The organism is Myxococcales bacterium (assembly GCA_016703425.1).
Classification (GTDB): domain Bacteria; phylum Myxococcota_A; class Polyangia; order Polyangiales; family Polyangiaceae; genus JADJCA01.
Window position 1 is genome coordinate 205,903 of record JADJCA010000015.1, and the last position, 12,677, is coordinate 218,579.

14 protein-coding genes are annotated in these 12,677 nt (G+C 67.5%); 8 read left to right on the forward strand and 6 right to left on the reverse strand.

The features are described 5' to 3' along the window. Window positions 1–5: 5 nt before the first annotated feature. Window positions 6–722, reverse strand: coding sequence for a hypothetical protein (locus IPG50_27790; GenBank protein ID MBK6695979.1), 717 nt, complete (start codon window positions 720–722; stop codon window positions 6–8). A 115-nt stretch (window positions 723–837) separates the two neighbouring features. Between IPG50_27790 and IPG50_27795 the strand changes: the two genes are divergently transcribed. The 6 genes from IPG50_27795 (at window position 838) to IPG50_27820 (ending at window position 5,225) form a co-directional block, all read left to right on the forward strand. After that, complete coding sequence (locus IPG50_27795; protein ID MBK6695980.1) at window positions 838–1,137, forward strand: hypothetical protein; 300 nt, start codon at window positions 838–840, stop codon at window positions 1,135–1,137. A gap of 139 nt (window positions 1,138–1,276) precedes the next feature. Continuing rightward, window positions 1,277–1,945, forward strand: coding sequence for a DsbA family protein (locus IPG50_27800; protein ID MBK6695981.1), 669 nt, complete (start codon window positions 1,277–1,279; stop codon window positions 1,943–1,945). 150 nt (window positions 1,946–2,095) lie between these two features. Next, window positions 2,096–2,305: a DUF2892 domain-containing protein gene (locus IPG50_27805; GenBank protein MBK6695982.1), complete on the forward strand. Its 210-nt coding sequence runs from the start codon at window positions 2,096–2,098 to the stop codon at window positions 2,303–2,305. Window positions 2,306–2,425: 120 nt separating this feature from the next. Beyond that, entirely contained in the window at window positions 2,426–2,842 is a 417-nt protein-coding gene (locus IPG50_27810; protein MBK6695983.1) for a DUF1330 domain-containing protein, read from the forward strand. A gap of 120 nt (window positions 2,843–2,962) precedes the next feature. Then, complete coding sequence (gene arsA, locus IPG50_27815; GenBank protein MBK6695984.1) at window positions 2,963–4,804, forward strand: arsenical pump-driving ATPase; 1,842 nt, start codon at window positions 2,963–2,965, stop codon at window positions 4,802–4,804. A 187-nt stretch (window positions 4,805–4,991) separates the two neighbouring features. Next, the gene (locus IPG50_27820; GenBank protein MBK6695985.1) at window positions 4,992–5,225 is read left to right on the forward strand and encodes a hypothetical protein; all 234 of its coding nucleotides are present in this window, start codon (window positions 4,992–4,994) and stop codon (window positions 5,223–5,225) included. A 16-nt stretch (window positions 5,226–5,241) separates the two neighbouring features. On the opposite strand, the gene IPG50_27825 is transcribed toward IPG50_27820, so the two are convergent. Continuing rightward, the gene (locus tag IPG50_27825; protein MBK6695986.1) at window positions 5,242–6,201 is read right to left on the reverse strand and encodes a LysR family transcriptional regulator; all 960 of its coding nucleotides are present in this window, start codon (window positions 6,199–6,201) and stop codon (window positions 5,242–5,244) included. A 102-nt stretch (window positions 6,202–6,303) separates the two neighbouring features. After that, window positions 6,304–7,476: a beta-propeller fold lactonase family protein gene (locus IPG50_27830; protein MBK6695987.1), complete on the reverse strand. Its 1,173-nt coding sequence runs from the start codon at window positions 7,474–7,476 to the stop codon at window positions 6,304–6,306. Between the two features lie 411 nt (window positions 7,477–7,887). On the opposite strand from IPG50_27830, the gene IPG50_27835 reads away from it, so the two are divergent. Continuing rightward, a complete protein-coding gene (locus IPG50_27835) occupies window positions 7,888–8,520 on the forward strand; it encodes a nitroreductase family protein (GenBank protein MBK6695988.1) in 633 nt (210 codons plus the stop codon). Window positions 8,521–8,592: 72 nt separating this feature from the next. Here the strand turns inward: IPG50_27835 and IPG50_27840 are convergent, their stop codons facing one another. Then, window positions 8,593–9,561, reverse strand: coding sequence for an aldo/keto reductase (locus tag IPG50_27840; protein ID MBK6695989.1), 969 nt, complete (start codon window positions 9,559–9,561; stop codon window positions 8,593–8,595). A gap of 60 nt (window positions 9,562–9,621) precedes the next feature. On the opposite strand from IPG50_27840, the gene IPG50_27845 reads away from it, so the two are divergent. Next, window positions 9,622–10,536 (forward strand): LysR family transcriptional regulator, encoded by a 915-nt coding sequence (locus IPG50_27845; GenBank protein MBK6695990.1) that lies wholly within the window; start codon window positions 9,622–9,624, stop codon window positions 10,534–10,536. Between the two features lie 101 nt (window positions 10,537–10,637). On the opposite strand, the gene IPG50_27850 is transcribed toward IPG50_27845, so the two are convergent. Both IPG50_27850 and IPG50_27855 read right to left on the reverse strand, forming a co-directional pair. Continuing rightward, a complete protein-coding gene (locus IPG50_27850; GenBank protein ID MBK6695991.1) occupies window positions 10,638–12,353 on the reverse strand; it encodes a response regulator in 1,716 nt (571 codons plus the stop codon). After that, window positions 12,343–12,594 (reverse strand): hypothetical protein, encoded by a 252-nt coding sequence (locus IPG50_27855; protein ID MBK6695992.1) that lies wholly within the window; start codon window positions 12,592–12,594, stop codon window positions 12,343–12,345. The genes IPG50_27850 and IPG50_27855 overlap by 11 nt, the downstream gene beginning before the upstream one ends. Window positions 12,595–12,677: the final 83 nt, after the last annotated feature.

Genomic DNA, 12,677 nt, shown 5'->3' on the forward strand with positions numbered 1-12,677 from the left:
CGCGGTCAAAAAACGTAGGCGAACCCCACCCCAACGGTTGGCGTGAAGACATACGAGGTGAAGGTGTCGTCTAGGTACGTCTCCGCGTAGGACGTGAACTCCTCGACCAGGCGGGGCGCCGCCGGGGTGTAACGCGGTGTGATCGTCGTCGAGGACGCGAGCGTGAAGGCTCCTCCTAGCGCGGTGCGAAGCACGAAGTGCTCGGAGACCGGGAAGAGGTAACCGATCTCAACGTCGAGCATGTGCAAGGTCGACGACGCGTCGAAGGTGCGGCTCGCCGCCTCCAAGCGGGACACGTTGAGGGACTTGCCGGTGACGCCTTCAAGGATCTCGGCGGCCGTGGCCTCGCCTCCGAGGGTGATGAGGCCGTAGCCGACGTCTCCGTAGAGACCGAGCTTGGGAAATGGACGGACGCCGACGTGCGTGCGCCACGCGAGCGAAGAACGGATGGCGCTCTTGATGAGATTGCCGGTCGCCTGGGGGTACGCGCCTAGGCCGACGAGCAGCGCGTTCATGCCGTCGACGTAAGGTGCGGGCAAGAATCCAAGCGACGTGGACGCGCGGAGGCGATACGGCAGCTCGACGTCGCCACGCACGCCGACGCTGACGGGCGCATCGGTCCCGACGCCGGCCGCGAAGCGCGGCGCGTCGGCGCGGGCAGGGCTCGCAGCGCCTACGGCAGCCAACGCCGACGTGAGCGCGATGGCGAAGGACCGTTTCATGCGCGGCAGGATACCGCGCGACGCCAAAGGGGCCCTCATGGACCTCGCCGGCCCAGCAATCTTCACGCTGAGCACGAGGCCAACGTGGTCTCATCGGCTTGGGCGAGGGCGAACCATGAAGCTCATCGGACTGCTTCTCAGCGTTGTTTTCGTGTCGGTGCTCGTGTGGCTCGTCATGCCCAGCAAGGCTGCGCCGCCGTCGGCCGCGCCGGCCGCGGCGACAGGCTCACTCGGCGCCCCGCCGCCCGCGGACTTCGGGACGAACGCCGGCGCCACGAAGGACTACATGCGTCGCCAAGTCTGCCTCGCCGAATGCGTCTCGGAGCACCGTGCGTGCAAGACCATCGGCCTCGAGCCGGGCGCCGTCGCTGCCTGTGACGAGACGCGAGCCGCTTGCGAGGCCCGCTGTCCGTAGCGAGCGAACCCTTGGGCTTTGCAGTTGGCTCTCACGCTGGCCTGTCGGAGGATCTCATGATGTGCGGCGGCGTCGAGTGGGCCCCACGCGCGAAACCGTCCGCGTCACATTTCTGGTTTCTAGCCGGTAGAGGTCCGCGATGCCCACGCGTCTGAAGTTCAGCTACTGGTCCGATCCGCTCTGCATCTGGGCGCTCGTCGCGCAGCAGAAGCTGGACCGCGTCCTTTCTGAGTTGGGCGAGCACGTTCGGGTCGACTACCGCATCGTGCCTGTCTTTGGGAGCGTTCCCTGGCGGTTCACCCAAGGGCCGTGGTCAAAGGACGGCGTCGACGGGCGGGTCCTTGCGACGCGCAAGATCGCCGAGCAAGGCGGACGCGCCGACGTGAGCGGCGAGTGCTGGAGACGAGCGATGCCCGCGTCGTCTTGGGCGCCCGCGATGGCGATCAAGGCTGCCTTCCTGCTCGACGACGGGCGCGGCGAGGAGGTCGGCCCGGGCTACCAGCGCGCCCTGCGCGAACGCTTCTTCGTCGAAGGGGCGAACATTGCCCTCCGCGCCGTTCAGCTCGAGGTCGCCGAGGAGCTCGCGCTGCCGCGAGGCCCAATCGAGCAACGCCTCGATGACGGCAGCGCCCTCGCCGCCGTTTGCGAGGACCACGCCGAGAAGGAACGTCTGCGAATTCAGGGCTCGCCGACCTATGTGTTCGATGGCGGCCGCGCCATGCTCTACGGCAACTTCGACTACGGCATCCTGAGGAGCACGGTGGACGAGCTGGTGCGCGGCGCGAGGCCAGGCGGGTCCGCGTGCTGAACCCGGCCTGACCGCCGGCCCCTTGGTGACGGTCGTGCCCGGTCCGCGGAGTGACGCGAACTTGTCTGGGGAGCGACGAAATGCTGTCGCGCGCGAATCCTTTTCCGCGCCGGTGGCTCTCATGGAGGAGAACCGGAAAGGACTTGGCTCATGAACATCCTCCCCCGCAACGAACACCCCATCGAACGCGCGGCTCGCGTGTTTCTGGGCTTGGGTCTTCTCGCGCTCGTGTTCGTAGGACCTCAATCGCTCTGGGGGCTCATCGGTCTCGTGCCGCTGACAACGGGCCTCCTGGGCAGCTGCCCCGTCTACACGCTCTTCGGGATCTCGACCTGCCCGGCGAAACGCCTGCCGAGCTGACGGTCCGTGGTGCGTCCGCGCACGTTTCGCGGACGCGCCGCCTTCTCACCGTCGGAGGGTAGCTGGCGCGCGCTCGTTCATCGATGGCGCAAAAACGCATCGCGGCGCAAACTCGCCCGCATGATCCACTACGTCGATCCGACGAAGGTCGCCTTCGCGGCGTTCCGCGACAACGATCGCGAGGGCCCCATTCACATGCTCAACCTCGTCCGACTACGGGCCCAGGCAGCCTACGCGGACGGGCGTGTCGTGACGGGAGTAGAGGCCTACGCTGCGTACGGACGAGAGAGCGCGCCCATCTTTGCCCGCGTTGGCGGACGAATCGCGTGGCGAGGAGCCTTCGAGCAGACCTTGATTGGCCCTGCAGAAGAGCGCTGGGACCACTCCTTCATTGCCGAATATCCGTCCGTCACGGCGTTCGTCGAGATGCTGCGTGATCCGGCGTACCGCGAGGCCGTGAAACACCGGCAGGCCGCGGTCCTGGACTCAAGGCTAATCCGCCTGGCGCCGACCCCGTCCGGCGAAGCCTTCGGCTGAGGCACTTCTATTCCCGGCATCGCCCCAGCGGCATCGCAACGACCCCGGCAATCGTGGTCGCCGATCTCCTGAGACGTCGGGAGTTGCGGCGCCACCGCCAGCGAGGCCTAAGCTACCGCCATGACCCCTTTCGCGAACCCGACGAGGCACCTCTTCTTCACCGGCAAGGGCGGGGTCGGAAAGACCGCGCTTGCGTGCGCGGCGGCGCTCTCGCTCGCCGATCGGGGAAAGCGCGTCCTCCTCGTGAGCACCGACCCGGCGTCGAACCTCGACGAGATGCTCGGCGTTGCCCTCGGAAGTGAGCCCACGCCGGTCCCTGGTGTCGCAAGCCTCTCGGCGATGAACATCGACCCGGAAGCCGCCGCGGAGGCGTACCGAGCGCGGGTCATCGCGCCCTACGAGGGGGTGAAGACCGGCGCGGAAGTGCGGACCATCCGAGAGCAGCTCTCCGGCGCCTGCACGACGGAGATCGCCGCGTTCGATCAGTTTGCGGGTTTGCTCTCCGGCGCCGACCTACCGTCCGCCTTTGACCACGTGCTTTTCGACACCGCCCCGACGGGCCACACGCTCAGACTCCTCCAGCTGCCGCGCGCCTGGACGACGTTCCTTGAGACCAACGAGCACGGCGCCTCGTGCCTTGGACCTCACTCGGGCCTGACGATGCACCACGAGCGGTTCGCCGCCGCGATGAACGCGTTAATGGACGCACGCTCGACGACGGTCGTACTGGTCGCCCGACCGAACGTCGGGGCGCTGCGCGAGGCGGCCCGCACGGCCGCGGAGCTGCATTCGCTCGGCGTCGACAACCAGTGGCTGGTCGTGAACGCGGTCTTCCGTGCGCAGGATCGCTCCGATCGCGTGGCGCTCGCCTTCGAACAGCGGTGCTCGGCGGCCTTAGACACGATGCCGACGTCACTCCGTGCCCTGCCGCGCTACGACGTGCCGCTCAAGCCGTTCAACATGGTGGGCCTCCCCGCGCTCCGAGCTCTTCTCGAGGATGGGGTCGAGGATGGGGCCGTCCCCCCTTCAGCGGCCTCCGACGCCGACGAGGCATCGCAAGTGAAGCTCCCGAACTTGTCGGACGTTGTCGACGGCATCGCGGCCAAGGGCTCTGGCCTCGTGATGGTGATGGGAAAAGGCGGCGTCGGGAAGACAACTGTGGCGGCCGCCGTCGCCGTCGAGCTCGCGGTTCGAGGCTTCTCGGTGCACCTCAGCACGACTGACCCGGCAGCCCATGTCGCGGCGACGGTCGCCGGAGCCATCCCGCACCTTGAGATCAGTCGCATCGACCCAGCGGAGGAGACGCGAGCCTACGTCTCCAAGGTCATCGAGAGGAAGGGCCCCAGTCTCGACGCCGAGGGTCGTGCCCTCCTTGAAGAAGACCTGCGTTCGCCGTGCACGGAAGAGGTCGCCGTCTTCCACGCGTTCTCCAAGCTCGTGGCGCAGGCGAGGAGCGGCTTCGTCGTCCTCGACACAGCTCCGACCGGGCACACGCTGCTGCTCCTGGACGCGACCGGCTCGTACCACCGCGACGTGATGCGCGGGCTCACGCCCGATGAGGCGAAGCGTTTGAAGACGCCGCTCATGCGGCTTCAAGATCCCGACTACACAAAGGTCCTCGTCGTCACGTTACCGGAGACGACGCCGGTGTCGGAGGCGGGTCAACTCCAAGAGGATCTAAGGCGCGCGAAGATCGAGCCCTACGCGTGGGTCGTCAACGCGAGCCTCGCGGCTTCGGGGACGCGGGACCCGCTACTTCGCGAGAGAATTCCCGCGGAGTTGAGGCAGATCGCCCGCATCGGTCACGACTTCGCAGGGCGCGTGGCGATCATTCCGTGGATGACCGACGAGCCGATCGGCGTTGCGAATCTTCGCGCCGTCGTAAGAGGCGAGCAGGCGACGCAAGCCACCAATCTCCCCCGCCACAACGTCTCGTCGACGGACGTCACCGACCGAACCTGACTTCGCGACGCGGGTGCGCGCCTCAGCGCTCGCCCCACGGAAGCCGCTGGACGACGCGTCGGATTGTTCCAAAAGGGACAAGACGGCTCCGTGCGGTCGTTAGGTTCGGGCGTGCACGCGGCGCGCACCGGTAAGTCACTGACTTCTCATGGCCAAGGCCGGGCACCGAGCTTGCTTAGACCACGGCATGGCTCACCCGAATCTGCTCACCGTGTCCGAAGCCGACCTCAACGCCGTCGTCGGCGGCACTTTCGCCGACGAGTACAGCGTCGAGGACGACTCCGACTGGTTCTGGTCACCGAGCGAGGCCGACTGCATCTTCACGGGCATCGGCAGACTCGATCCCTATACGGGGACCTCGGTGGCGCCCACGGAGGAGTCGCTGAAGCCGCTGATCCTCCTCCGCATCAACAAGGGCTGAGCTTCGTCTCCGCGCGCTACCCGCGGCTGCGCACCGCATTGCGCGCGGCGCGAGACCGCGCACTCCGCGCCGCTGACGCCGCCGATGCTGACGGTCGGGGCGTCACGAGCGTACTCCACACGGGTTGGGCGGCGAGGTGTTGGACGATGAGAGGAGCGGTGAGGTCGCCGAGCGGGCGGCGAAACCACGCGTAGAGGCGCGCGCGCGGAAGGTCCCATGGGAGCGCAACGAGCTTGATGCCGCTCGCAGCGGCGACGAAGTCCGGGACGCACGCGAGCCCTCGACCGAGGGCGCACAAGCGAACCGCGAGCTCCATCGCCGGGACGTAGGCGACACGCTGCTTTTCGGCGTCGTGCATGACGCGGAGGAACGAGAGCTCGTAGACGGGGTAGTCGATGAACGGAAGCGTCCCCAGATCGTGAGCGGTGACGCGCTTGAGTCGGCTCGCCGGATGCGACGGAGCGACATAGAGCGAGCTCGAGATCTCACCAAGCAGCGCTGAAGTGACGCCCGCGTGCGTGGCCGGCTCGAACTGAAGAGCGACGTCGAGATCGCCGCGAAGGAGCTGCGCCGCCACGTCTTCGGCGCACGGGGTGTGCACGAGCGGCGGGGCCCCGGGGTGAAGGGACAGCCATGAATCAAGGGCGTCCATGAGCAACGTGACGACGTCGGTCGGGCAGTGAATATGGCAGGGAGCCTCACGCGGGCCGGCCCCTTGCACATCGTTCACGAGTCGCATCGCGGCTCGAACGGCGTCCAAGAGCTCGCGGCCCGACGCGTTCAGAGTCATGGCGCTGCCGGTTCGGTCGAAGAGCGACCTTCCGAGCGACTCCTCCAAGAGGCGAACCGTGCGCGAGATGGCCGACGGCGCGACATGGATTCGCTTGGCGGCGTCACGAAGACTGCTCGTCTCGGCGACGGCGCGAAACGCCGGCAACCAGTTCCAGTACTCGCCGACTCTGACCGCGCGATGCATGGGTTCGGGATCGATCCCACAGGCGCGGCGGCGAAGGCTCGAGCGGCGCCCGGTGAAGAACCGAGCGTCGACCCTAGCAAATCCGCGCCGCCGCCGCTCGCCTCACTGCGCGGCGAGGCCTGCCGCCGTCGCCGGCAGTCCCGTGAAGTCCGAAAGCACCGTGAGAGCGCCGCTCGCTTCGATGCGTAGAACACCAAGGCTCGATGTGCCGCCTTCGAGCACGTAGAGGAAGCGGTCGTTGCGGGAGACGGCCATGTCGAGGGGCTTGCTGCCCATGCCTGTGTCGGCCGAGCGACCGTCGGCGTCGACCAAAGAGAGGGCGCCATCGGCCGCGACGGCGTAGGTCGAGATTGACCCGCTCTTCGTGTTGGAGACGTAGGCGTAGCGATCGCGCTTCGCGAGAACGACCCAACAGGCTGCGCCTTCCGTGTCAGCGAGCGAGCTCGTGACCGTCGCGAGGCCCTTCGCGACGCCGAGTTGGTACGAGCTCACGGTGCTCGCATCGTCCATGCCCCCGACGGCTTCCGAGACGATGACTTGGCCTCTCTGCGTGATGGCAAAACCGAAGGGCGTCTTGCCGTTGGAGGCGTGAACCATGATCGTGCCCGGCTTGCCTGACGCGTCGACGCGGAACTCGTCGACTCTGTCGGTCATCTTCTCTGTCACGATGAGCGCGCGGCCGCTCGGGCTGAACTGAATCTGCGCGGGCCCGACCGAAGGTCCGCTCAAGGGGCGCGTCGAGCCCGGGATGGCGGCGAGGGAGCCGTCGGCGCGCTGCCGGAACCCGGTGATGTTGTTCTGGCCGTCGCCGGCGTGCACGACGTAGACGAGCCCTTCGTGCTCGGTGACGCTGACCGGGCGGACGCCGCCGGTCGCGATCGTGTCGACGAGGTAGAGCGCTTCGCCGCGGACCTGGAAGACTGACAACTCGTTGCTCCCGGCGCTCACCGCGAAGAGCCACCGACGGTCGCCGCTGAGGATGACAGCGCCCTGCGAGCCGAGCCCGTCGCCGCTTCCCTTGCCGGTCGTGGCGTAGCTGGCGGCGCGCTGCAGCGAGCCGTTCGCCGCGCGACGGAAGACGATGACGTCGTTCGAGTTTGGGTCGTTGCTGAGGGTGTAAACCGCGCCGGCGCGGCCGGCGACGAGCTCGGACTCAGCTTCCGACGTGGAGTCGTCAGCCGGCGCGGCGGAGCAGCCAACGGCGAAGAGTCCAGCGGCGAGGACCATGAGCGGCGAGCGAACGTGGATCGGGTGCATGTTGAAGGGACCTTTCAAGCGGGGGGGCAAGACGAAGCGGCGTGAGGTCGCGTTCGTCGGATGCGGCTTCTCCCCCAACCTCCGGCTTCGCGCCATCGCAACGATTCGCAGCCGAGGTTCGCGAAAGTCGAACGCTCTTGGACGACGACCCTCAATGGCGCGACGAAGGCGCTCGCGTCCGCGACGGTTCGGACGGGCGTCGGGGCGTTCGAATTGTTCGCTCCCCCCTGTTCGACAATCTTGTATCCGCGGCGGGGGAGCGCGGCGCTACGTTGCAGCGCGATGCCTCTCGTAAACTCATCGACCCTGCAGAAGCCAGCGAGCGACGACCGCGAGAACGCCGCTCCGGAGGCCGTGGAGAGCAGCACGCAACGTCGCGCTCGCGTCGCGCGCCGGCCACTCGAGTTTCAGAGGCTCGCCCCGAGCGAGATGGTCTTGAGGGCGCGCGCGTTCGCCAGCGAGATGAGTCGACGGCGAAGCGTCCGCGAGTTTTCGCGGGAGACGTTTCCGATGGAAGTCGTAGACGACGCCATCCGCGCCGCCGCAAGCGCGCCTTCGGGAGCCCACCAGCAGCCCTGGACGTTCGTCGTCGTCACGAGCGCGTCGTTGAAGCAGCGCATTCGTGAGGCCGCCGAGGCCGAAGAGAAGACCAACTGGGAAGGGCGCATGGGGGCCGAGTGGATGGCTGCCGTCGAGCCCTTCGGCCTCGATTGGAACAAGCCGCACCTGACCGACGCGCCCGTGCTCATCGTGGTCTTCGCGCACGCTTGGGGCCTCGCAGGAAGCTCAGGGCAGTCCTCACCGTCGGCGGAGCGCGTGAAGCACTACTATGTGAGCGAGTCCGTCGGCATCGCCGTCGGATTCCTGCTCTCGTCGCTCCACCTTGCAGGGCTAGCCACCCTCACGCACACGCCGAGCCCGATGGCGTTTCTTCGCACGCTGCTCGGGCGGCCGGCGAACGAGCGCGCGTTCGCCGTCATCCCGGTCGGCTACCCACGCGCCGACGCCGAGGTCCCGTGCCTCGAGCGCAAGCCCCTGGATGAGGTCCGCGTCATCGTTTGACCGAGAGGGGCGACGCGGCCACGGATCGCCCGGGGCCGTCCGTCCGACGGAGCGCGCCGCGCGGCTACGCTCTCAACGCTCGCTGTCGAGGTGCGCCATCTGGGCCGACTGGTAGCGTTCGCCTGCGATGGCGCCGGCGGGAACCATCGCCTCGACCTCGGCGACCTCGTTCATCGAGAGCGGCTTGTCGAGCGTCCCGAGGACGTCGACGAGCTGGACTCGCGTGCGGACCCCAACGATTGGCATCAGGCGAGGCTGTTTCGCGAGCGCCCAGCCCACGGCGACCTGCGCTGACGTCCGCCCGGTCCGCTCGGCGAAGGCGCGAAGACGCTCGACGACGGCGGCATTTTGCTCGCCGTCCTTGCCGGCAAAGCGCGGCAGGTACGAGCGGAAGTCGCCCGGGCCGGTCGGCTTCTTGCCGCTCAAGAGGCCACGCGACAAGACGCCATAGAGCGTCGCGCCGATGCCGAGCTCGGCGAGTAGCGGAAAGAGCTTGTCCTCGGGCCCGCGGCTCGCCAGCGAGTATTCGATTTGCAGATCGGCGACGGGCGAGACCGCATGGGCACGGCGGATGGTCTCGGCGCCGACCTCCGAGAGCCCAACCTGGCGCACGTAGCCTTGTTTGATCAGATCCGCGATGGCCCCGACGGTGTCCTCGATGGGGACGTTCGAATCGAGCCGCGCAGGACGGTAGATGTCGATGACCTCGACCCCGAGGCGCTTCAGGCTATAGGCCGCGGCGCTCTTCACCGCCGCCGGACGCGCGTCGAAGCCGAGCCAGGAACCGTCGGGGCCGCGAAGCGCGCCGAACTTTACCGAGATGCGCACCTTGTCGCGACGTCCCTCGATGGCACGGCCGATGAGCAGCTCGTTGTGGCCCATGCCGTAGAAGTCACCCGTATCAAGGAGGCTCACGCCGCGCTCGATGGCCTCCTGGATGGTGGCGATGCTCTCGGCGTCGCTCGACGGACCGTACATCCCGGACATTCCCATGCAGCCCAGCCCCATCGGGAAGCTCTTCTCGCCCATGCCGACCTCCATTCACGAATGAACCTATGGCCGGCCGTGGAATCGGACCAGTGAATGTTTAGTATGCGACACATGAACGTGGTTTATGGCCTAGGGCTCGACCTGAATCTGCTGCGCGTCTTCGTGGTGGTGGCCGAACGCGGGAGCGTGACGGCGGCTGCAGCCGACCTCTACCTCACGCAACCGGCCGTCAGCGCGGCGCTGCGACGCCTGGTCGACGCCGTTGGCGCACCGCTCTTCGCGCGCCAGGGACGCGGCTTGACGCTGACGAGGCGCGGGGCGCGCCTTCTCTCGGTCGTGCGGCCCCATCTCAACTCACTTGTCGAAGCGGCGCTGAGCCCCGAGGCCTTCGAGCCAGCGACGAGCGACCGAACGTTGCGCATCGGCTTGGCCGACGCCGCGGAGCCGTGGCTGGTTCCTGCGCTCCTGCGGCTGCTCCGAAAGGTGGCGCCGAAAATGCGCGTCGTCGTGGTGCCGATTCAATTCCGGACCGTTGGCGAGGCGCTCGCGACGCGGCGCATTGACGTGGCGGTCACGGTGGCTGACGAGCTGCCGGCGAGCATCCAACGGAGGACGCTCTTCGTTGGAGACTTCGTGTGCCTCTTTGACTCACGCCACGTCCGCGCGCGGAAGCGAATGACCGAAGGGACGTACTTCGCGCATGAGCACGTGGTCGTTTCCTACAACGGAGACCTGCGCGGCATCGTCGAAGACAAGCTTCGCAAGGCGCGGAACGTGCGCTGTTCGGTCTCGAGCTTTGCGAACCTTGGGGCCATCATCGAGGGGACGCCGCTTCTGGCGACGATCCCTCGCAGCGTCGCCGGCCACGCGGTGCGCGCCAGGAAGCACCTTCGCACGGCCGAGCTCCCTTTCGACCTGAGCGGCGCGCCGATGGAGATGCTCTGGTCGCGGAGCGACGACGACGATCCCGCCGGCGCGTTTTTGCGCGAGGCGATCGTGAGCGTAACCAGGGCCACGCTCGCCTGAGGCCGAGAGTGCCCAGGGCGCGACCCAGCTGTTTTGTCAGCGACGGGAGCGCGCGTGTCATGGTGGCCGTGGAGGGCGCGGCGGTCACCGGTGATGAGCGTCTATGCCTTGAGCGGCCGCGAGAGCAGCACGCGAACCCGTTCGAGGAGCGTCGTGGGCCCGAACGGCTTCGGCAGAAACTCGATATCGTCTTCCAGGACGCCCTGGTGGACGATGGAGTTCTCGGTGTACCCGGAGACGAAGAGCGCCCGCGCGACGATGGCTCGCTCTCGCAGCGCGTCGACGAGCTGCCGACCTCCCATCTCGGGCATCATGACATCGGTGACGACGAGCTCGATCGTGCCGCGGTGAGCAGCGGCGAGATCGAGGGCGTGTCGACCGTTGGTCGCCTCGAGGACGCGATAGCCAGCACCGCGGAGAATGCGCACCGTGAGACTGCGCACGCGCGCGTCGTCCTCGGCGACGAGGATGGTTTCCGTTCCGCCCACCGCCGGCGCCGGCGTGGCCTCCGCTTCGGCAACCGCCTTGGCTCCCTGCAGCCGCGGCACATAGACCTTGACGGTCGTGCCGCGCCCCGGCTCGCTGTAGAGCCAGATGCTGCCGCGCGCCTGCTGCACGATGCCGTAACAGATGGCGAGCCCGAGCCCGGTCCCTTTCCCCGGCGGCTTGGTCGTGAAGAACGGCTCGAAGGCGCGTTCCCGCACCTCTTTGGGCATGCCAACGCCGGTGTCGGAGACGCACAACATCGCGTATTCGCCCGGCGCAACGTTGAGGTGCGAGGCCGCGTAGACGTCATCGAGAACGACGTTTGCGGTCTCGATGGTGAGAGTGCCACCACTCGGCATCGAGTCGCTGGCGTTGATCGCCAGGTTGACGACAATTTGGCCGAACTGCACCGCGTCGACGAGCACCTCCCAAGGGTCGGCGGAGTGAGCGACCTCGATCAGAATCGTCTCCGGGATCAGGCGATGCAGGAGCTTCTGCGCGCTCTCCACCACGGCGCGCCATGTCGTGGCCTTCGGCTTCACGAGACTCTTGCGGGAGAAGGCCAGAAGGCCGTGCGTGAGCTCGGCTCCGTGCTCCGCCGCGGCGGCGATCTGCGCAAGATCGTCCGCGAGCTGCGACCCGCGGGGCAGTCCAGCACTCGCGAGGCTGACGGTCGACAAGATGACTGTGAGCAGGTTGTTGAAGTCGTGGGCGATGCCGCCGGCCAACTGTCCGATGCCTTGGAGCTTCTGGGCCTGGATGAGCTGACCCTCGAGGGCCTTCTGCTCGGTGACGTCGCGCCACACGACGCGGATGCGTCGTGCCTGCCCGTCGCTCTCCTGGACCAACGAGGCGCTCATCTGCACGAGCAGCGGCGGGCGACCCGCGCGTAACAGCTCAAAATCCGTCTCGTGCGCCGAGTGACCGCTGGCGATGGCCTCGAGGGCGGCGCGGAGCGCGGGGCGACACTCGGGCGTGTGCAGCTCGAAGATCGATCGAGCCACGATGGCGTCTTTGGGTAAGTCGACGGCGGCGGCCAAGGTGGCGTTGCACTTGAGCACCGTGAGCGACTCGGCTTCGAGCGACGCGAAGAGCGCCGGCGCTTGTTCATAGGCATCGAGCTCGTCACGAAGGAGCCCTTCCGCGAGCTTCCTGGCCGCGCGCTCCGCCTCGAGCTCCTCGGCGAGCATGTTGAGGCCCGCGACGACGCCGTCGAGGTCGTCCTGGGCAGCCGATAGCGCTCCACGCGCCGAAAGGTCTCCCTCGCCGATCCGAAGCACGAGCTCCAGGATCGCCGCCATACGCGTCGTGTCAGGCGGTTCACTCGCCATGCTGCGGCTTGTGCTCCCGGGCCCAGGCGACGGCGTGCTCGACGTCGCCGAAGATTTTAAACGGAAACGGGGGGCGGGCGAAGCGTTTGAAGAATGTGGCAACGACCCGCATGACGAGCAAATGAACGATCACGGCGAGGGCCGTCGTCTGCTCCTGCACGGCGCGTCCAGCCCAGAAACGGCGCACCTCGATATCCGCGTTGGCATAGCCGAGGACGTCGACGACGAGCAGCGCGCGCACAGCCGTCATCCTTGCGGGAGACACGCCGAGAAGATATCCCCTAATGGTCGACCGATGTGAGGCGACATTGGGGGCAGCTTGGG

Coding starts and splice junctions, on each gene's coding strand:
- IPG50_27790 (MBK6695979.1), bottom strand. CDS start 722: ATGAAACGGTCCTTCGCCATCGCGCTCACGTCGGCGTTGGCTGCCGTA.
- IPG50_27795 (MBK6695980.1), top strand. CDS start 838: ATGAAGCTCATCGGACTGCTTCTCAGCGTTGTTTTCGTGTCGGTGCTC.
- IPG50_27800 (MBK6695981.1), top strand. CDS start 1,277: ATGCCCACGCGTCTGAAGTTCAGCTACTGGTCCGATCCGCTCTGCATC.
- IPG50_27805 (MBK6695982.1), top strand. CDS start 2,096: ATGAACATCCTCCCCCGCAACGAACACCCCATCGAACGCGCGGCTCGC.
- IPG50_27810 (MBK6695983.1), top strand. CDS start 2,426: ATGATCCACTACGTCGATCCGACGAAGGTCGCCTTCGCGGCGTTCCGC.
- arsA (MBK6695984.1), top strand. CDS start 2,963: ATGACCCCTTTCGCGAACCCGACGAGGCACCTCTTCTTCACCGGCAAG.
- IPG50_27820 (MBK6695985.1), top strand. CDS start 4,992: ATGGCTCACCCGAATCTGCTCACCGTGTCCGAAGCCGACCTCAACGCC.
- IPG50_27825 (MBK6695986.1), bottom strand. CDS start 6,201: ATGCATCGCGCGGTCAGAGTCGGCGAGTACTGGAACTGGTTGCCGGCG.
- IPG50_27835 (MBK6695988.1), top strand. CDS start 7,888: ATGGTCTTGAGGGCGCGCGCGTTCGCCAGCGAGATGAGTCGACGGCGA.
- IPG50_27840 (MBK6695989.1), bottom strand. CDS start 9,561: ATGGAGGTCGGCATGGGCGAGAAGAGCTTCCCGATGGGGCTGGGCTGC.
- IPG50_27845 (MBK6695990.1), top strand. CDS start 9,622: ATGAACGTGGTTTATGGCCTAGGGCTCGACCTGAATCTGCTGCGCGTC.
- IPG50_27850 (MBK6695991.1), bottom strand. CDS start 12,353: ATGGCGAGTGAACCGCCTGACACGACGCGTATGGCGGCGATCCTGGAG.